The sequence below is a fragment of the Stenotrophomonas sp. YJH_SMC_57 genome (genome assembly GCF_059369755.1).
The window spans coordinates 198,007-215,295 of the sequence record NZ_JCAFSZ010000002.1; the positions used below are offsets into that span (position 1 = coordinate 198,007).

Annotated in this window: 17 protein-coding genes; 10 read left to right on the forward strand and 7 right to left on the reverse strand. The window is 67.3% G+C overall.

Going from position 1 to position 17,289, the window contains the following annotated elements; all coding sequences use genetic code 11:
- Window positions 1-2: 2 nt before the first annotated feature.
- From AC5P7U_RS02940 to AC5P7U_RS02960, 5 genes are all read left to right on the forward strand, one after another.
- Window positions 3-563: a DUF3299 domain-containing protein gene (locus tag AC5P7U_RS02940; RefSeq protein ID WP_495220776.1), complete on the forward strand. Its 561-nt coding sequence runs from the start codon at window positions 3-5 to the stop codon at window positions 561-563.
- Window positions 553-1,179 carry a DUF3299 domain-containing protein gene (locus tag AC5P7U_RS02945; protein WP_164086381.1) on the forward strand — a complete coding sequence of 209 codons (627 nt, stop codon included), beginning with the start codon at window positions 553-555 and terminating at the stop codon, window positions 1,177-1,179. The genes AC5P7U_RS02940 and AC5P7U_RS02945 overlap by 11 nt, the downstream gene beginning before the upstream one ends.
- Window positions 1,179-1,925: a hypothetical protein gene (locus tag AC5P7U_RS02950; RefSeq protein WP_006448363.1), complete on the forward strand. Its 747-nt coding sequence runs from the start codon at window positions 1,179-1,181 to the stop codon at window positions 1,923-1,925. Before AC5P7U_RS02945 ends, AC5P7U_RS02950 begins: the two co-directional genes overlap by 1 nt.
- Window positions 1,926-2,077: 152 nt before the next feature.
- Window positions 2,078-3,610 (forward strand): MFS transporter, encoded by a 1,533-nt coding sequence (locus AC5P7U_RS02955; protein ID WP_197563210.1) that lies wholly within the window; start codon window positions 2,078-2,080, stop codon window positions 3,608-3,610.
- Window positions 3,611-3,614: 4 nt separating this feature from the next.
- Window positions 3,615-4,172, forward strand: coding sequence for a TetR/AcrR family transcriptional regulator (locus AC5P7U_RS02960; RefSeq protein WP_006448274.1), 558 nt, complete (start codon window positions 3,615-3,617; stop codon window positions 4,170-4,172).
- Between the two features lie 192 nt (window positions 4,173-4,364).
- On the opposite strand, the gene AC5P7U_RS02965 is transcribed toward AC5P7U_RS02960, so the two are convergent.
- Window positions 4,365-5,255, reverse strand: coding sequence for an AraC family transcriptional regulator (locus AC5P7U_RS02965; protein WP_197563208.1), 891 nt, complete (start codon window positions 5,253-5,255; stop codon window positions 4,365-4,367).
- A gap of 106 nt (window positions 5,256-5,361) precedes the next feature.
- On the opposite strand from AC5P7U_RS02965, the gene AC5P7U_RS02970 reads away from it, so the two are divergent.
- On the forward strand, window positions 5,362-5,898 hold the full coding sequence (locus AC5P7U_RS02970; protein ID WP_197563206.1) for a carboxymuconolactone decarboxylase family protein: 537 nt from the start codon (window positions 5,362-5,364) through the stop codon (window positions 5,896-5,898).
- 39 nt (window positions 5,899-5,937) lie between these two features.
- Here AC5P7U_RS02970 and fdhD read toward each other — a convergent pair whose 3' ends face one another.
- A complete protein-coding gene (fdhD, locus tag AC5P7U_RS02975; RefSeq protein WP_197563204.1) occupies window positions 5,938-6,786 on the reverse strand; it encodes a formate dehydrogenase accessory sulfurtransferase FdhD in 849 nt (282 codons plus the stop codon).
- Window positions 6,787-7,031: 245 nt separating this feature from the next.
- Here fdhD and AC5P7U_RS02980 point away from each other — a divergent pair, with 245 nt between their 5' ends.
- The 3 genes from AC5P7U_RS02980 to AC5P7U_RS02990 all read left to right on the forward strand — a co-directional run bounded on the left by AC5P7U_RS02980 (window position 7,032) and on the right by AC5P7U_RS02990 (window position 10,333).
- Window positions 7,032-9,317: an FdhF/YdeP family oxidoreductase gene (locus AC5P7U_RS02980; protein ID WP_006448224.1), complete on the forward strand. Its 2,286-nt coding sequence runs from the start codon at window positions 7,032-7,034 to the stop codon at window positions 9,315-9,317.
- Between the two features lie 25 nt (window positions 9,318-9,342).
- The gene (locus AC5P7U_RS02985) at window positions 9,343-9,678 is read left to right on the forward strand and encodes a hypothetical protein (RefSeq protein ID WP_308307973.1); all 336 of its coding nucleotides are present in this window, start codon (window positions 9,343-9,345) and stop codon (window positions 9,676-9,678) included.
- Window positions 9,679-9,793: 115 nt separating this feature from the next.
- On the forward strand, window positions 9,794-10,333 hold the full coding sequence (locus AC5P7U_RS02990) for a DUF411 domain-containing protein (RefSeq protein ID WP_197563202.1): 540 nt from the start codon (window positions 9,794-9,796) through the stop codon (window positions 10,331-10,333).
- Window positions 10,334-10,376: 43 nt separating this feature from the next.
- On the opposite strand, the gene blaL1 is transcribed toward AC5P7U_RS02990, so the two are convergent.
- The 5 genes from blaL1 to AC5P7U_RS03015 form a co-directional block, all read right to left on the reverse strand.
- Window positions 10,377-11,249 (reverse strand): L1 family subclass B3 metallo-beta-lactamase, encoded by an 873-nt coding sequence (blaL1, locus tag AC5P7U_RS02995; protein ID WP_414555191.1) that lies wholly within the window; start codon window positions 11,247-11,249, stop codon window positions 10,377-10,379.
- Window positions 11,250-11,383: 134 nt separating this feature from the next.
- Window positions 11,384-12,850: a KAP family P-loop NTPase fold protein gene (locus tag AC5P7U_RS03000; RefSeq protein WP_197563198.1), complete on the reverse strand. Its 1,467-nt coding sequence runs from the start codon at window positions 12,848-12,850 to the stop codon at window positions 11,384-11,386.
- Window positions 12,851-12,940: 90 nt separating this feature from the next.
- Complete coding sequence (locus tag AC5P7U_RS03005) at window positions 12,941-15,364, reverse strand: TonB-dependent receptor (RefSeq protein WP_414555192.1); 2,424 nt, start codon at window positions 15,362-15,364, stop codon at window positions 12,941-12,943.
- A gap of 80 nt (window positions 15,365-15,444) precedes the next feature.
- A complete protein-coding gene (locus tag AC5P7U_RS03010) occupies window positions 15,445-16,296 on the reverse strand; it encodes a FecR family protein (RefSeq protein ID WP_006447992.1) in 852 nt (283 codons plus the stop codon).
- Entirely contained in the window at window positions 16,293-16,817 is a 525-nt protein-coding gene (locus tag AC5P7U_RS03015; RefSeq protein ID WP_414555194.1) for an RNA polymerase sigma factor, read from the reverse strand. The genes AC5P7U_RS03010 and AC5P7U_RS03015 overlap by 4 nt, the downstream gene beginning before the upstream one ends.
- Before the next feature lie 203 nt (window positions 16,818-17,020).
- Between AC5P7U_RS03015 and AC5P7U_RS03020 the strand changes: the two genes are divergently transcribed.
- Complete coding sequence (locus AC5P7U_RS03020) at window positions 17,021-17,287, forward strand: hypothetical protein (protein WP_006447934.1); 267 nt, start codon at window positions 17,021-17,023, stop codon at window positions 17,285-17,287.
- The last annotated feature ends 2 nt before the right edge of the window (window positions 17,288-17,289 follow it).

The window sequence follows — 17,289 nt, forward strand, 5'->3', positions numbered from 1 at the left end:
GCATGCGTGGATTGTGGATGCTGCCGATCCTGCTGCTCCTGGCCGCCTGCGAGCGGCCGGTGGATACCGGCGTACAGGCGCTGCCGCCGTCGCCGGTGGTAGATGGCAGTGGCGCCGTGACTGCGGGCACGGCTGAAGAACAGGAGCTGGACTGGCTGCAGATGATGCCTGGTGATGAGCTGGCCGCGCTGGAGCGGGGCGAGGGCCCCGAGGTCGAACACAACCGCAACCGGCGCATGCCGCAGTTCGGCACCTTCCGCACCGTGGACGCGGTACTAGAACGACCGGTGCGCCTGCCGGGCTACGTGGTGCCGCTGGCCAACGCGCAGGACGGGCGCCTGACCGAGTTCCTGTTCGTGCCGTACTACGGCGCCTGCATCCACGTGCCGCCGCCACCGCCCAACCAGATCGTGCACGTGGTGCTGCCACGCCCGATCGACATGCCGGACATGTATTCGCCGTTCTTCCTGGCCGGCACCCTGCGCGCGGAGCGGCTGGACGACGACCTGGCCGGCTCTGCCTACACCATGCGCGATGCGCACCTGAGGCCCTATGAACCGTGAGCACGTCGCCATGCTGGTGGGCTGCCTGTGCCTGGCTGGCTGTACGCAGCCGGTGCCGAACGCCGCACCTGTCAGCACCGCGCAGACCACGCATTCCGCGCAGCCAACGGTGGCCGATGCCCCCATCAACCGTTGGGACGCGCTGCGGCCCGATGAGGTGACCTATCAGCGGCCGCCGCCGCAGATCGGCCTGTCACGCAATGGCATGGACGGCGTGGGCGGTTTGATCGACGACACCGGTTCCGGCACACCGCCGGGGCAGGAGATCGACCATTCCAGCCCCGACCGCGCCAGGCAGTTCGGCTCGTCGCAGGTGGTCGATGCCGCCGATGGCCGCGCCGTGGATCTGGACGGCTACGTGGTGCCGTTGGGCACCAACGATGCCGGGCTGGTCGATGAACTGCTGTTCGTGCCGTTCTACGGTGCGTGCATTCATGTGCCACCACCGCCGCCGAACCAGATCATCCATGTGACCCTGGCCACGCCGATCGCGCTGGGCGACCTGTGGGACCCGTACCGGCTTGCTGGCCGCCTGCAGGTGAAGCGCTTCGATGCGGATATTGCCAGCGCATCCTACGACGCCGCAGCGGCAACGCTGACCGCGATCCATAACTGATGCGTGCGCGCTGGCTCATCGTTGCGGGCGTGCTGGTGAGCGGCGTGGTGTCGGCCGTGTGGTGGCAGCGGCGTGCCGCGGTCTCCGAGCCACCGGCGATCGCGTTCCCGGCGCCCGCGGCGGACGCGCGCCAGCGCATCGAACAGCGCATGATCGAAGAACCGGCCTTTCGCAACGACGTGCTGTTCCTGTTGGCGGCCACGCTGCGTGATCGCTGCCAGCCGGCACAGGCGGGGCTGCTGGCGCGCATGGCCAATCGCGCATCGTTGCCGGTGCTGGCGGCGGTCAGCGCGGTGACCCAGCAGGATCCCACGCTCGACCGGCCGATCTACCAGTACATCCAGCATCGCGCCGATGCCCTGCGCTGTGGCCAGCCGTTGCAGATGCCGCTGGCGGCGGGCCGCAGCATGGAGGTGGACATCGAACAGTACGCACGCACCTTCCCCGACAGCTATTTCGATCCGCAGCGCAGCAGTGAACCGCGTGACTTCGCTGGCCTGTCGTTGCAGCAGCGTGCGGGCAATGCCTGCAACAGCGTGGTGTATTCGGTGCTGCCGCTGGGCGGCACCGACTGGCGCTGCAGCAGCCTGCGCGCCAACGCACGTGCACGGGTGCGCGGCCTGTGCGAGGACGAACTGCGCCGCCAGCACGGCGGCATCGGCGGCGAGCTGGACATGGCCGTCGGGCAGGGCATGCAGGCGGCCGTGGTGTCTGCGATGGCCGCATTGCCGGAAGACTGCCGGTGAGGGTTTAGCCGTAGAGCAGGCCATGCCTGGCTGGGGTGTCCGATCGAGCAGGTTAGCCTCTACAGAAGCTGAATCGATCGATTCCGACCGTCATAACTATACAGGATATCCGGTATAGTTATGACGGTACTTCACCCCATCAGGTTTTCCCCATGGCTCTGTCCCAGCCCTTGGCCGGTGCTCCGGCCCTGTCGCGCGCCCGTCGCTGGGCGCTGTTGTTCACCGTGGCCGCCGGCCTGCTGCTGGTCACGCTGGACAACTCCGTGCTCTACACCGCGCTGCCCACGCTTACCGAGGAACTGTCGGCCAGCGCCGGCCAGGCGCTGTGGATCATCAATGCCTATCCGCTGGTGATGGCCGGCCTGCTGCTCGGCGCCGGCACGCTCGGCGACCGCATCGGCCACCGCCGCATGTTCCTGATCGGCCTGGTGGTGTTCGGTGTTGCCTCACTGGCCGCGGCATTCGCCGATAGTGCCGCGCAGCTGATCGCCGCGCGCGCGTTCCTGGCGGTCGGTGCGGCAGCGATGATGCCGGCCACGCTGGCGCTGATCGGGCTGAGCTTCCACGAAGAACGCGAGCGCAACATCGCCATCGCGATCTGGGGCTCGGTGGCCATCGTCGGCGCCGCGCTCGGCCCGATCATCGGTGGCTGGCTGCTGCAGCATTTCTGGTGGGGCTCGGTGTTCCTGATCAACGTGCCGGTGGTGGTGGTCGCCTTCGTGGCCACGCTGCTGCTGGCGCCGGAAGGCCAGCGCGATACCTCGCGCCCATGGGATCTGGTGTCGTCGGTGCTGGCGCTGGCTGCGCTGTCCGGTCTGGTGCTGGCGATCAAGTCGCTGATCGCGACGCCGCCGTCGTACGCGCTGGGCGCCGGCGCGCTGCTGCTGGCGGTCATCAGCGGTGCGGCGTTCGCGCGGCGCCAGCAGCAGCTGCCGTACCCGCTGCTGGACTTCGCGATCTTCCGCAATCCCGCGTTCCTGGCCGGCACGCTGTCGGCGGTGTTTACCCTGTTCGCGATGGCCGGCCTGCAGCTGGTCACCACCCAGCGCTTCCAGCTGGTGGCGGGCTTCACCCCGTTGCAGGCGGGCCTGCTGGTCTCGGTGGCGGCGCTGGGCAGCCTGCCCAGCGCGTTGCTGGGCGGCAGCATCCTGCACCGGGTCGGCCTGCGTCCGCTGATCTGCGGTGGCCTGGCCGCAGGCGCGGTGGGTGTCGGCGTGGTTGCGTTCGGCTTCCCGCACGGCCTGGGCTGGGTGGTGGCCGGCATGGCCATCACCGGCTTCGGCATGGGTTCGGCCATCTCGGTGGCGTCCACCGCCATCCTCAACAACGTGCCGGCACACCGCGCGGGCATGGCCTCGTCGGTGGAAGAGGTGTCGTACGAATTCGGTGGCCTGCTGGCGGTGGCGATGCTGGGCAGCCTGAGCGCGGCGATGTACAGCGCCTTCCTGCCGGCCTCGGCCGACATGCCGGCGCTGGTACGCGAGGGCTTCACCCAGGCCCTGCATGTGGCACGCGAGAGCGGGCAGGGCGAGTGGTTCACGCTGGCCACGGCCGCGTACGACCGCGGCTACCAGATCGTGCTGCTGGTGATCACGGTGATGCTGGCGGTCGGTGCGACGATCATCGCGCGCCTGCTGCGTGGCCGCGTCGGCAGCCGCGAGGGCGCGGCCGATCGCGTAAAATGATGCGATGAGAACCAGCAAGCGCGAGCGCATCCTCGACGCCGCCGTCAACGTGATCAATCGTGACGGCGTGCGTGCGGTGACTTTCGAGTCGGTGGCGGCCGAGGCCCAGCTGACCCGCGGCGGCCTGCTGTACCACTTCCCTTCGCGCGAGGCGCTGCTGCGCGGCATCGACGAGCACCTGGTGCAGGCCTGGGAAGCGTCGATGGAAGCGCTGCTGGGCAAGCGCGCCGGCGAAGCGACGGCGTTGGAGCGCTACCAGACCTTCGTGAGGGTGTCGGCGCAGAGCGCCACCCGTGCCGAGCTGATGTTCATGCTCGAATCGGCTGACCCGGATGCCGATGAGCGCCCGTGGGGCCCGGCCGTACGACGCTGGGCGCCGTTGCCGCCTTCACCCGGGCAGGACGACCCGGCCGCGCTGGACAATTTCGTGGCGCGGCTGGCGGCCGATGGCCTGTGGATCTACGAAGCGATGTACGAAGGGCAGCTGGACGAAAGCGTGCGTGCCCAGGTGGTCGAACGCATCGCCGGGTTGCTGGCGAAGCCGGGTGGGGCGGCCAGCTAGGCCATCGGCCATCGCGCGGGCATTGCTCTTGGTAGAGCCGACCGCTGGTCGGCTGCCCTTCGGTCAGGCCACGAACGCGCCGACATCACCCGTGGTAGAGCCGACCGCTGGTCGGCTGCTCTTCGGCCAGGCCACGAAACCCCCGCGCTTCGCGCGATAGTCGACCAGCGGTCGACTCTACCCCTTACCCATTTACCCAGCCTGCGCTGCGCTCGCGGCCAACCACGCCCGTGGCGACGCCCCCAGCCGCTTGCGGAAGGCCTTCGACAACGACGCGGTATCGGCAAACCCCACCTCGATGGCGACCTGCTTGACCGCCACGCCCGCACGCAGCTGCGCGCAGGCCAGGCTCAGCCGCCAGTCCAGCAGGTAGCTCGCGGGTGTCGCCTGCATCACCTCCTTGAACACTGCCGCGAAGGCGCTGCGCGACATGCCGGCGGTGGCCGCCATTCGCGGCAGCGTCCATTCGTGCTGTGGCGCCTGGTGCATTGCGACCAGCGTGCGCGCCAGCCTTGCATCGGACAGGCCGCGCATCAGCCCATCGCTGACACCCGCCGCATCCGGGTGATCGACCACCCAGCGCAGGATCTGGATCAACGCCACTTCGAACAGGCGGTTGGTCAGCAGCCGTGAACCACAGCGTTGGCGATCAGCCTCGGCAAACAGCAGGTGCAGGGTGTCGTCCAGTTCGCTGATCGCAGCCAGCGGCACCACCATCACCGGCGGCAGTGACTGCACGATCGGATTGCGCGCACCACCATCGAAATCCAGCGTGGCGCAGGTGAAGTCCGGGCCCTCCAGCGGCGCGTTGTGGAACACGTGGTGCAGCGGCTGCGGGTACAGCAGCAGGCTGGGGCTGTCGATCTTCAGTCGTGGCAGTGCGGTATCGCCATCGGGATGGCGGACCTCCATCTCGCCCTGGCGAAGGATGTGCAGGAATGCGCGCCCGGGCTGCGGCTCGAAGACATGGCGTCCACACAGCGGCCCGCTGTGGAACAGCGCGGCCTGCACGCGGAAACGCTCCAGCAGCGAGGACAGCCGGTCAGGCGCGGAGGCATCTGTCTGGATTGCAGAAGCGTTCATGGACGAATGGACAATACAAGCGGCCGATATGGCCTGATGTGTCCATGGAGTCTACCTAGGATGGCCGGGTCGTCCAATCCCGGGCGCTTTCCCAAGGAGATCCTCCATGTCCCGTGTCCCCCTGATCGATGCCTCCGCCACCACCGCCAACCGCCAGGCCCTGCTGGGCCAGGTGCATGCCGCCTTCGGTGCCACCCCAGCGATGTTCCGTGCCGTGGCCAATTCCCCGGCCGCGCTGCAGAGCATGTGGGGGGCGTTCGGCGCGCTGGGCGCTGGCCGCCTGTCACCGTTGCTGGGCGAGCAGATCGCCGTGGCCATCGCCAACCGCAATGCCTGCGAGTACTGCCTGGCCGCACACACCGCGCTGGGTCGCAAGGCCGGCGCCAGTGGCGAACAGATGGCCGCCGCGCAGATCGGCCAGTCCAGCGATCCGGCCACGGCCGCCGCACTGGACTTCGCACTGAAAGTGGTCGAGCAGCGCGCACAGATCACCGATGGCGATGTGCAGGCGCTGCGCGCAGCGGGCTTCGACGATGAGCTGATCGTCGAAATCCTCGCCCACGTGGCACTCAACCTGTTCACCAACTACGTCAACGTAGCGTTCGACGTGCCGGTGGATTTCCCGAAGGTGGCGCTGCGCTGAGGCATGCCTCGGCCGGGGGCAAGGTGCTCCCGGCCGGTATCAGACCGCCGTGTCGTCGTCCGCCTGCAACCGTTCGGGATGGGTGTACACGTTGAATCCGTTCTCGCGCGCGAACCCGACCAGGCACAGCCCGGCGCTTCGGGCCAGGTCGATCGCCAGCGCGGTCGGCGCCGAGACCGCGGCCAGTACGCTGGCGCCGGCACGCACCGCCTTGCTGACCATCTCGTAGCTGGCGCGGCTGGAGATCACCAGCAGGCCGCCGTCGATGACGTGTTCGTTGTGGTGCAGCGCGCCGATCAGCTTGTCCAGCGCATTGTGCCGGCCGACATCCTCGCGCACCCAGCCGATCCGCCCGCTGGCGTCGGCCCAGGCCGCAGCATGGGTGGAACCACTGACTTCGTTCATCGGCTGGTGCTGCGACAGGGTGGCCAATGCCCGTTGCAGCGCGGCATGCGGATAGGTGCGGCGTCCGCGGATCTGCGGCAGCGGACGCAGTACGTCCTCCAGTTGGCGGGTGCCACACAGGCCACAGCCGCCACGGCCGGGCAGCAGGCGCCCGTTGGCCGGGTCCAGATCGGCGCCGGGTGCGTCGTCGGTCACCGTCATCTGCAGCTCGATGCCCTCCAGCTGGGGCCGCACATCGATGGTCAACAGCTGCGACGGCGCAGTGATCAATCCTTCGCTGAGCGAGAAGCCCAGCGCGAAGTCCTCCAGGTCACACGGGGTGGCCATCATTACCGCGAAGGCGGCGCCGTTGTAGCGCAGCGCGACCGGCACTTCCTCGGCCACCACGTCGACCTGCTGCTGTTGCCCCTCGCTGCGCCAGCGCTGCATCGGGCGCTGGGCCGTGCCGGCAGGCGGGGTGTGCGGCGGGGTGGAGTCAGGCATTCAGCGTGTCCGGGCAAGAGGGAAACGCAGGTGGTGGACCACCCACGGCATCGAGAATAGCGCAGTGGCCGCGCGCTGACGCGGTGGTAACCGTTGTCATGACACGCTGTGCTGCAATCGGTTCCAGCCTCTGGCGCCGTCGCGTGGACCATGCTTGACTGTAGGGCTTGGCGAGCGGCCGAATGGCAGCACGCCCACATTCAGCGCCGTTCTGTTGTTGCGTTCCTCCCGCCAGGTTCCCGAACATGTCCGAGCAGAAGCCACCGCGCTACAAGCCCTACAACCAGCCGGCCGGTGGCTGGGGTGCCGCCGGCGCCACCGCCAAGGTGCTGCTGCAGCAGAGCGTGATCGGCAAGGGCTCCAAGGCGCTGCTGGCGATGAACCAGCCGGGCGGCTTCAAGTGCCCGAGCTGCGCGTTTCCCGATGCCGACGAGCGCAGGAAGCTGGAATTCTGCGAGAACGGTGCCAAGGCGCTGGCCTGGGAAGCCACCCAGTTCCGTGCCGGTCGTGAGCTGTTCGCCCAGCACACCGTCACCGAACTGATGGCGCAGACCGACTACTGGCTGGAGATGCAGGGCCGGTTGACCGAGCCGATGCGCTACGACGCGGCCACCGATCACTACGTGCCGTGCAGCTGGGACGAGGCCTTCGCGCTGATCGGCCGCCACCTGCAGGCGCTGGACAGCCCGCACCAGGCCGAGTTCTACACCTCCGGCCGCACGCCCAACGAAGCGGCGTTCCTGTACTCGATCTTCGTGCGCGAATTCGGCACCAACAATTTCCCGGACTGCTCGAACATGTGCCACGAGCCGACCAGCCGTGGTCTGCCACCAGCCATCGGCGTAGGCAAGGGCACCATCGTGCTGCAGGACTTCGAGCATGCCGAGGCGATCTTCGTGATCGGCCAGAACACCGGCACCAATTCGCCACGGATGATGAGCAACCTGGTCGAAGCGCGCAAACGTGGCATTCCGATCGTGGCGGTGAACCCGATGCCCGAGCGCGCGCTGATCCGCTTCGCCGAGCCGCAGGACGTGGTGCAGATGGCCACGCTGGGTTCGACCGAGATCAGCAGTGAGTTCGTGCACATCCGCATCGGCGGCGACCTGGCGCTGATCAAGGGCATGATGAAGGTGATGTTCGAGCGCGAGGCGCAGGGCGAGCGTGTGCTCGACCACGACTTCCTGGCCGAACACACCGTGGGCCTGGACGCGCTGCGCGACGATGTGATGGCGCAGGACTGGGACGATCTCGTTCGCGTTTCCGGCATCTCCGAAGCACAGATCCGCCGTTGTGCGGAGATCTACATCCGCTCCAACGCCACCGTGATCTGCTACGGCATGGGCCTGACCCAGCACCAGTACGGCTCGCGCCTGCTGCAGCAGGTGGCCAACCTGCTGATGCTGCGTGGCAACTTCGGCAAGCCCGGCGCTGGCATCGGGCCGATCCGCGGCCACTCCAACGTGCAGGGTGACCGCACCGTCGGCATCGACGAGAAGCCCAAGCCGGCCTACCTGGACCGCGTGCAGCAGGTGTTCGGCTTCGATCCGCCACGTGAGCACGGCCACCATGTGGTCGAGTCGATCGAAGCGATGCTGGACGGCAGCGCCAAGGTGTTCATCGGGCTGGGCGGTAACTTCATCCATGCCGTGCCCGATACGCCGCGCGCCTATGAGGCGATGCGCGGCCTGGAGCTGACCGTGGGCATCGCCACCAAACTCAATCGTGGGCATCTGGTGCATGGCCGCGATGCGCTGATCCTGCCGGTGGTGGCGCGCTCGGAACGCATCGTGACACCGGCCGGCGAGCAGTTCGTCACCATCGAGGATGCGATGTCGAACGTGACTGCTTCGCGCGGTGTGCTGGAGCCTGTCAGTGCCGAGGTGCTGCCGGAGGTCGAGATCGTCTGCCGCATGGCGATGGCAACGCTGCCTGGCAGCAAAGTCGACTGGGCCGCGTGCATGCACGACTACACCCCGATCCGCGACCTGATCGCAGCGGTGTACCCGGAGATCTACACCGGCTTCAACCAGCGCATCCAGCAGCCGCATGGCTTCCACCTGGATATTCCGCCGCGCCGCCGGGTGTGGCCCACGCCCAATGGCAAGGCCAACATCCTGGTGATGCCCGGCCTGGACGTGGACGAGCCGGTGGATGACCCCGAGATGCTGCGGCTGGCCACGGTGCGCTCGCATGACCAGTACAACACCACCATCTACAGCTACAACGACCGCTACCGCGGCGTGTACAACGATCGCATGGTGCTGTTCATGAACATCGAGGATCGGCTGGCGCGCGGGCTGCAGAAGGAAGCGCAGGTCAGCCTGGAGACGATCAGCCGCGATGGCGTGAGCCGGCGCATCGATGGCCTGACCGTGCTGGACTACCCGATGCCGCGCGGCGCGCTGGCCGGCTACTACCCCGAACTGAATCCACTGCTGCCGCTGGACTACTACGACCGGATCAGCGGCACCCCGGCGGCCAAGTCGATTCCGGTAAGGATGCGTGCGATGGCGGCGGCGACGGCCTGATGCGCGCATCGGCTATCATCGACGCGTGAACCTGCCTGGCCTGCTGCTGCGATGGATGCTGCTTGTTGCCCTGGCGCTGAATGCACCGGCGCTGGCGCTTGCGTCGTTGCCGGATGCATCGGTGCCTACAGCAGGGCATTGCGTCGCCCCGCATTCCACTGCCATGGACGGATGCTGCGACGAAGCGGCATCAACGCTCTGCGCAAGCGGTGAGTGCGAATGCCCACCGGCCTGCCTGGGCATGCTGGCCACGTTGAATGGAACGCCCGCGTCGCCCTGGCGCGAGGCGCCTATGCCGTTCAACGCGGCGCAACGCGCGCCGCCGCCTTTGCCGGACCCGTTGCGGCCACCCATCGATTGATTCCTGCAGGCGCGCAAGCGCCTGCCATGGCTGCTCATTCTACTTACGACCCTGCCTGCGCCATTGATGCGCCGGTGGCGGGCGGTACTGCCCGCATCTGCAAAGGAATCAACCCATGAACCGTTCTCTCTCCCTCGGCCTGCTGCTGGGCACCGTGCTTGCCACCGCCGCCTGCGCACGCGCTGCTGAAGACGCCAGCGCTGCATCGCCTGCAGGACAGGCCCCCGCGGCACCCGTCACGGCCAGCCCGGCCTCGATCGATCCGGCATTGCCGATCGCTGTCGTGCACAAGACCGCCAGCTGCGGCTGCTGCGGCATCTGGGTCGACCACCTGAAGGCAGAAGGCTTCCAGGTGGAGGTGCGCGATACCGATGACATGAACCCGATCAAGGTCCGGCTGGGTGTGCCGGCCGGCAAGGGCTCCTGCCACACCGCCGAGATCGGCGGCTACGTGGTCGAGGGCCACGTGCCCGCCGAGGACATCAAGCGCCTGCTGGCCGAGCGCCCGGCGGCGCGCGGCCTGGTGCTGCCGGGCATGCCGGCCGGTTCGCCGGGCATGGAGATGCCGGATGGCTACGTGCAGCCGTACACCGTCGAGCTGGTGCGCAACGATGGCAGCATCGAGGCGTTCGCCGAGCATGGGCAGGACGGCTGACGCCGATTGAGACACGGGTGGCCGGCAGTGTTGCCGCCCATCCTCAAGGGCGCGCTTGCGCCTGCTTGGCCAGCTGCGCGTTGAACTTCGCCTCGGCGTCATCCGCGTAGGCCTTGCAGGTCAGTGCGTTGGCACCTGCCTTGCTGCCGGCGGCATAGTCCCAGTGGCTGGCGCCCGGGTGTGGCGTCAGCAGCAGGTCGCAGGGCAGCCCGCGCACGGTGGCGAAGCTGCGCGTGTAGTCCTCGATCAAACGCGGATAGCGGACGTTGCCACGCAGCTGGTAGCCCGGCGCGCTCAGGCTGTCGGCATAGGCGATGCGCACCGGCTTGCCCTCGCGCGTGTCGGTCCAGGTCCAGGCCGTGCTGCCGGGGGTGTGCCCGGGCATGAAGTGTGCGGTGAAGGCGATGCCGCCCACGGTGACCACCTCGCCATCCATGACGATGCGGTCGGTGCTGGCCGGCGGATAGGTGATGTCATCACCGAAGTGCAGGTCATCACTGCCGCCGCGCGCCAGCAGGACGGCTGATTCTGCGTTGGCCACCACGCGCGCTCCGGTACGGCGCTTCAGTTCCGCCACCGGGCCGGCGTGGTCGGCATGTGCATGGCTGAGCAGGATCAGCCGCAGGTCCTGCGCTGCCACGCCGCGTGCCTTCAGGTTGTCCAGCAGGTGGCCGGCCATCTGTGGCATGCCGCCGTCCAGCAGCACCGCACCTTCGCTGGTCTGTACCAGCAGCGCGGTCAGGCTCTCGGTGCCGATCTGCCAGGTGTGGTCGGCAATCTGCAGCGGCGCCATCGGCTGCAGCCAGGACGCATCCACGGTGTATGCCCGCAGCTGTGGCAGCGGTGCTTCGGCGGCCGCCGCGTGAGCGGCGGGCAGTGCAGCAGCCAGGGTGAGGGCGAGCAGGGAAGAGCGCATGGTCCAGGTCCGCTTGAAGGAGGCCCAGAAACTAGCATGCGGTTTGTCATCGCAGAAACGCATAGGTTTCATGGAAGGCATTAGTATTCTGCAACGCTGCGTGTAGCGGCCTCCAAGGGTGAGGCTGCCCGGAATCAGGTGATGCCGAGTCTCAGAAACGCCCTTGCATAGCTGAAGAAGTAGAAGTCGCGTGCGTACAGTCTCGCGGCGAGGATCAACAATGGTGTTCGCGTCAGGCGTGATCGGGACGTGCTCAAGTAGAGCCTCAGCAGCTTGTCCGAAAGAACAGTAGGTCCCTCTTCAGTGGTGCGAGGTGGTCCCGGGAGCCTTGTCTGGTTGATTGCCACTTCGATAGCCTCCCAGTGGGGAAGGGCGCGAAGACGTTTTGTGAACTGTACATCCACATCGCTGGTGGATTCGATCAATGGGATGCGGGTGCCACCTTCCACAAGCGCTCTGAAAGAGGGCGGGTGGGCGTACCTCAGGCAGGCGAGAAAGCAGTCGATGACCGGGATCGGTTCCTGATCTTCTGCCCGCGAGTGAACAAACGCCGAAATCATGGTCATCGCCTGCTCCTGATCCCGCAAGGTCAGCTGCAGGGATTCGGAGAATTCCTGAAATGCATCCAGATACTCCCCTTTCAGGAGAGGTCTTGTCTTGGCTGGATCGCGGATCAACCCCAGCATTGAGTCCATCTCCGCACTGCGGGTGGGGCGAAGTTCCTGCATGAGGATCGGCTCGATCTCCGGTAGAAGATAGTTCTGGACCAGATTCTTGGCGAACACTTTGGGCTGGGGGGCACGCAGGTGAAATTCGTAGTCAAAGAATTTTCGAAGATACAGCTCGCCATCGACGTGCGCTCCGTATACGGATTGAACGGCGGCGGGCAGGTTTCCACGATCAGTCGCGATGAGAAAGGAGATTCCAGGGGCATCGAAGTAGTGCTTGATGCGCTCCAATGTCCGGATCGCGTGGTCAGGGCGGCAGCGATCCAGCTCATCAATGATGAGCAGTATGGGCCGCGGGCGACGGCCGGGATCTCGTCCGGTCAGCAGGTCGCGGACGTCCAGCAAGGTTTTTCTGAAAGACTTTTCAGCGTCGGCTCGGTGCTTCTGCGCGTCAAGCAGCTTCTCGGCAAACTGTCCAGCTGCGCGGAGAACGCTGCCACTGCCCGGAACCGTGAGATCCGCAAGGATTGAGCTGCCGGGAAGGATGATCCTGGAGCCATGGCTGGCGAGTCCGGAGATGCAGCGATCCACGACTCTGCTGAGCTTGGGCTCCTGTACGCGAAAGGCCTCCAATTGCCGGGTAAGCTGGGCGACGATGGCCACCAGCGGATCTGCGCAGTCATCGGTCTTCCAGGCGTCGATGGTGACCGTGGGGATGCGCATGGTGCCGGCCATGTGAAGCGCCAGTCGTTGCAGAAAGACTGTCTTTCCGCTGCCCCATGGAGATTGAAGGGATATTACCAGCGGCGACTCTGCACTGGACGCAATCAGGTTGGCAAGTACGTGGCCCTCGGTCTCGCGCTCGAAAAGATCATCGATCCAAGGTGATGACGGATCGATCCGGGGAGGCGCGGCCTTTCTCAGTATCGCCATGTTGCCTGCGTCTTCTTCAAGGAGCGTGCATGATACTTGCTGCCTGGCCTCGGCTTCAGCGCTTCGGGAAGAAGCGCTGAAGCACTTGCCTCAGTAGCGGTACTGCCAGCCCAGCGTCAGCACGCGCCCACGGCCGGAGAAGTAGCTCGGATTCGAAGGCGTGGTCTGCGAGTAGTAGCTGATGTACTGCCTGTTGGCCAGGTTCTGCACGCCCAGGGTGAAGCTGTGCTTGTGCAGCGCATAGCGCGCGACCAGGTCCACGGTGGTGTAGCCCTTGAACTCGGCTACCCGCGCGCCCTGCAGGTCGAAGTCGCGGTCGAATGCGCGGCTGGCCTGCAGTCGCGTGCTCAGCTGCGGCGTCCAGTTCTGCTCCCAGAACGCGGTCAGCCGGTTCGGCGCGATGTTGACGCCGGCCAGATCGCTGTCGAGGCGGCCATCGAGGTTGGCATCGTAGCGGCCGTTGGCGCGTGCGTAGCCCAGGCCGAGGCGGCTGTCGCCCAGGCGCAGGCGCAGGTTGGTCTCGAAGCCTTCCACGCGGGTGGCCTGGCGCTGCACCGCGTAGGCGTCGATGCCCGGGTCGTAGACCAGTACCGAGCCGAGCTTCGATTCGGAGGTGTAGTAGGCGATGTCACCGCTGAAGCGGCCATCGTCGTACTCCAGCCCGATTTCGCGGTTGTCCGACACGACCGGGGACAGGTCGATCAGGCTGTCCACGCGCTGGCCGTCACGGTTGATCGCGCGCAGCACGCGGCCGACGTCGGCCACCGTGTAACCCTCTGAGTAGGAGGCGTACGCATTGAGGCGATCATTGAGGTACCAGACCGCGCCGAAGTTGGGCAGGGTCTCGCTCATGGACGGCTTGCCGCCGGCCACCTTGCGCGCGCCATAGCGGGGCAGGGTGGTGTAGTCGCCGACGTCCAGCTCGCCCTTTTCATAGCGCACGCCGCCGGACAGCATCAGGTGGTCGGTCGGCCACCAATGCAGCTGCAGCAGCGGTGACAGGCTCTGGTAAGTGGTCTGCGGCACCCAGTTCATGCCACTGGCCAGCAGCACCTGGTGGGTGCGGTCGCGCAGGCCGTCCAGGCCCAGGGTCACGTCCAGCGTGGTATCGGCGATGCGGGTCCAGCTCTGGGTCAGCTTGAAGCCGCGCTTGTCCGATTCGTTCTGGGTCTGGTCCCACGCAGCGTTGGCGCCGGTGTTGCCCCACGGGTCCCATTGGCTGGCGCCATAGCGGCCTTCGAAATCGACCGCGAACGCCTGCGCCTGGAAGCGGCCACCGAGCAGGTCGGCAGCGCTGTAGTCCAGGGTCAGCGAGCGCGAGCGGTTCATCGGCGGCTCCAGCGGCGTGTCACCGCGCACCGAAATCGTCGGCCGGCCGGTGCGGTAATCACCGTTGACCGCCAGGTAGTTGTCCAGCCCGCGCAGTTCGTAGCGGTTGGCCATCACCTGCAGCCGATGGCCCTCGGCAATGGTCCAGCCGAGTTTGGCGAACACGTTCGACGAGGTCGAATCCATCAGCTCGCCCTGTGCATTGGTGCCGATCGAACGGCCCTCGCCATCATGGAACAGGCCTTGTTTCTCATAGGCCAGGCCGGCGACCAGGTCGAACTGCTCACCGCGCACACCGACCAGCGCAGAACCGCGCTGGCCACTGTCATCGCGGCGGCTGGGCAGGGCGCTGCTGTAGCTGATGTGGGTGTCAAGCAGGAATGCACCGGGCTCGCTGGGCGCGCTGCGGGTGATGATGTTGACGATGCCGCCGGTGCCGCCGATGCCCTGCAGCGCGTTGGCACCATGGATGACCTCGATGCGTTCGATCATCGCCGGGTCGATGGTGTGCGAGTCACGCGAGCCATCGCGCAGCGGCGTCGACTGCGGTACGCCATCGACCATGTACAGGATGCCGCGGCCGCGCATTGTTTCGCCGTAGTTCGACATCTTCTCGCGCGCCGGCGCGAAGGCCGGAATCTGCGAGGACAACACGCGCGAGACGTCCGAACCCAGCGCCAGCTGCTGCGCGATGTCTTCGCGGGTGAGCACGGTGATGGTGTTGGGCATGGCAGTCTCACCTTGCGGCATGCGTGCGGTCGAGGCCGATACCGTGACGCGGGCCAGCGAGGTCGGTGCCGCAGCTGCAGGCGCGCGCGCCGGGGCATTGGCTTTTGCCGGTGCTGGCGCTGCCGCGGCGCTGACTACGAAGACGCCCGGCGAACGTTCCTGCAGGGCCAGGCCCTGTCCCGCCAGCAGCCGCTGCAGGGCGTCGCGTGGGGTGTAGCGGCCGTCCAGCGCCGGGGCCGTGCGGCCGCTCACGCTGTCGGCGGCGAACAGCAGCTGGATGCCACTCTGCCGCGCCAGTGTGTTGAGCGAGGACTGCAGCGGGCCGGCGGGCAGATGCAGCTCCATCGGTGCAGGCGCAGCGGCCTGCGCGGCGGCGGGCAGGGCAGCGCAGAGGCAGGCGGCGAGCAGGGAGGGCGCCAGCCGACGCAGTGCGGCGGGCGAAACAGGGCGGGTCATGCGGGGTCCTTCGGAGGGGTTCACGCACCTGCCGGATGGGACGGCGCGCAACCCACCCTTGCGGAGGCGATCAAGGGCGATCAATCGCGCCTGCGCAGGTGCAGGCTGCCATCGGCGGCGGTGTGCACCTGTACCGGCAGGATCTCCGGCAGCAGCGCCACGGCGGTGTCGGCGCGGTCGGCGTCGAACACGCCGGACACCTGCAGCAGGCCCAGGGTGTGGTCATCCAGCACGATCGGGCGGTCGTGATAGCGCTGCAGGATCCGCAGCACCTCCGCCAGCGGCAGCCGATCGAACTGCAGCCGCCCGGTGGTCCAGTCGGCCGGGTCGGTATCGATCGCCTCCGGCGGAGAGATCGCCCCCGGCTGCGCCAGCAGGCGCTGGCCGGGCTTCAGGCGCTGCTCGGCATCGCTGCCCTCGGCGCGTACCCCCACCTCGCCGCGCCACAGGGTCACTTCGCTCAGATCGCCCTGGCGATCCACATCGAACACCGTGCCGTAGTTGCGCACGTGCACCGGCCCGGCATCGACCTCGAAGCGTCGCCATGCGGAATGCTGCACCTGGAAGCGGACGCGCCCCTGGATCAACACCACCTGCCGTGAACGCAGGTGGCGACGCACCTGCAGGTGGGTGCCGGCATCGAGCAGCAGGTGGCTGCCGTCGGCCAGATCGAGAGCGCGGCGTTCGCCTGCCGCCGTGCGATGGTCCTGCACCTGCCAGGCCGGATCGACCAGCAACAGCGCGCCGGCCATCAGCGCCAGTGCGGGCAGCACGACCTTGGCGGCACGGCCGCCGCGACGACGCTGCAGCGTTTTCGGATCCGGCAGCGGAAACCGTTCCTTCAGCGCATCGCGATGCTGGTCGAGCAGTTCATCAGTGGTGGCAGCCTGCGACGGCTGCGGCCGCGTGGGAGGCCCGGGTGTACGCCTCATTGCTGCATGGCCTGCCGGCGGCAGTCGGCCATGGCCAGGCGCAGGTGGCGTTCCACCGCCTTCAGGCCGATACCCATCCGCAGCGCGACCTCGGCCTGGGGCAGTGCGTGGATCTTGTGCAGGATGAACACCTGCTGGCGCCGGCACGGCATGCGCTCGATGGTCGCGCTCAATTGCTGCAGCGCCTGCTGGCCCTGGGCCTGCTGTTCGGGCCCGGGTCGGGTGCAGGCATCGTCCGGCAGCTCGGCACGTGCTTCCACCCAGTGCCGGCGCAGATCCTCGGCGCGGCAGCGATCAACCGCCGCGTCATGCGCGATCCGGCGCAGCAGCGCGATCGGCTGCCGTGCATCGTGCAGCGGCGGCCGCTCCAGCAGGCGCACGCAGACGTCGTGCACCACCTCGCGGGCCAGCCCGGGCGAGCGGAAGCGGCGGCGCAGGTAGTCCACCAGTTCCTCGTAGTGGCGCACCAGCGAAGACACCAGCGGCAGCGCGGGTGGGTGAGGCGAGGGCAGCTGGGACATCCGGACCGGCAACAGGGGGTGAAGGGCGGCCGCAGGGAGGGCATCCCTGCACGATGACGCAATACTAATGGGAACTGTTCGCGTTTGCTATGTGCCGGCAGCCATTGATTGTTCGCAGCGGCTGGAGAGTGAAACCACGATCATCGGCTGGAGCGCAGAATCGGCGCGGGCTAGCCTGCCTGCAGGCCCAAGGAGATCGTTATATGCATGTGCTTCTGGTGATCACCGCCGGCGTCCTGCTGCTGGGCGTGTTCCTGCTGTTCGGCCGGCTCTGGAGCGTGGGCAGCCCGCAGCTGCCTGCCGCGCTGATCGCGTTCATCGCCACCTGGCTGCTGGTATCGGTGGTCAACATGTGGATAGGGGTCAGCAAGGCCGGCTACAGCGTGCGCGAGGAACTGCCGATCCTGTTGCTGGTGTTCGCCGTGCCGGCACTGCTGGCGGGCCTGCTGTACTGGCGCCTGGCGCGCTGAAG

What these genes read in the sequence shown, in the direction of transcription:
- AC5P7U_RS02940 (WP_495220776.1), top strand. Translation starts at nt 3, where the DNA reads ATGCGTGGATTGTGGATGCTGCCGATCCTGCTGCTCCTGGCCGCCTGC.
- AC5P7U_RS02945 (WP_164086381.1), top strand. Translation starts at nt 553, where the DNA reads ATGAACCGTGAGCACGTCGCCATGCTGGTGGGCTGCCTGTGCCTGGCT.
- AC5P7U_RS02950 (WP_006448363.1), top strand. Translation starts at nt 1,179, where the DNA reads ATGCGTGCGCGCTGGCTCATCGTTGCGGGCGTGCTGGTGAGCGGCGTG.
- AC5P7U_RS02955 (WP_197563210.1), top strand. Translation starts at nt 2,078, where the DNA reads ATGGCTCTGTCCCAGCCCTTGGCCGGTGCTCCGGCCCTGTCGCGCGCC.
- AC5P7U_RS02960 (WP_006448274.1), top strand. Translation starts at nt 3,615, where the DNA reads ATGAGAACCAGCAAGCGCGAGCGCATCCTCGACGCCGCCGTCAACGTG.
- AC5P7U_RS02965 (WP_197563208.1), bottom strand. Translation starts at nt 5,255, where the DNA reads ATGAACGCTTCTGCAATCCAGACAGATGCCTCCGCGCCTGACCGGCTG.
- AC5P7U_RS02970 (WP_197563206.1), top strand. Translation starts at nt 5,362, where the DNA reads ATGTCCCGTGTCCCCCTGATCGATGCCTCCGCCACCACCGCCAACCGC.
- fdhD (WP_197563204.1), bottom strand. Translation starts at nt 6,786, where the DNA reads ATGCCTGACTCCACCCCGCCGCACACCCCGCCTGCCGGCACGGCCCAG.
- AC5P7U_RS02980 (WP_006448224.1), top strand. Translation starts at nt 7,032, where the DNA reads ATGTCCGAGCAGAAGCCACCGCGCTACAAGCCCTACAACCAGCCGGCC.
- AC5P7U_RS02990 (WP_197563202.1), top strand. Translation starts at nt 9,794, where the DNA reads ATGAACCGTTCTCTCTCCCTCGGCCTGCTGCTGGGCACCGTGCTTGCC.
- blaL1 (WP_414555191.1), bottom strand. Translation starts at nt 11,249, where the DNA reads ATGCGCTCTTCCCTGCTCGCCCTCACCCTGGCTGCTGCACTGCCCGCC.
- AC5P7U_RS03000 (WP_197563198.1), bottom strand. Translation starts at nt 12,850, where the DNA reads ATGGCGATACTGAGAAAGGCCGCGCCTCCCCGGATCGATCCGTCATCA.
- AC5P7U_RS03005 (WP_414555192.1), bottom strand. Translation starts at nt 15,364, where the DNA reads ATGACCCGCCCTGTTTCGCCCGCCGCACTGCGTCGGCTGGCGCCCTCC.
- AC5P7U_RS03010 (WP_006447992.1), bottom strand. Translation starts at nt 16,296, where the DNA reads ATGAGGCGTACACCCGGGCCTCCCACGCGGCCGCAGCCGTCGCAGGCT.
- AC5P7U_RS03015 (WP_414555194.1), bottom strand. Translation starts at nt 16,817, where the DNA reads ATGTCCCAGCTGCCCTCGCCTCACCCACCCGCGCTGCCGCTGGTGTCT.
- AC5P7U_RS03020 (WP_006447934.1), top strand. Translation starts at nt 17,021, where the DNA reads ATGCATGTGCTTCTGGTGATCACCGCCGGCGTCCTGCTGCTGGGCGTG.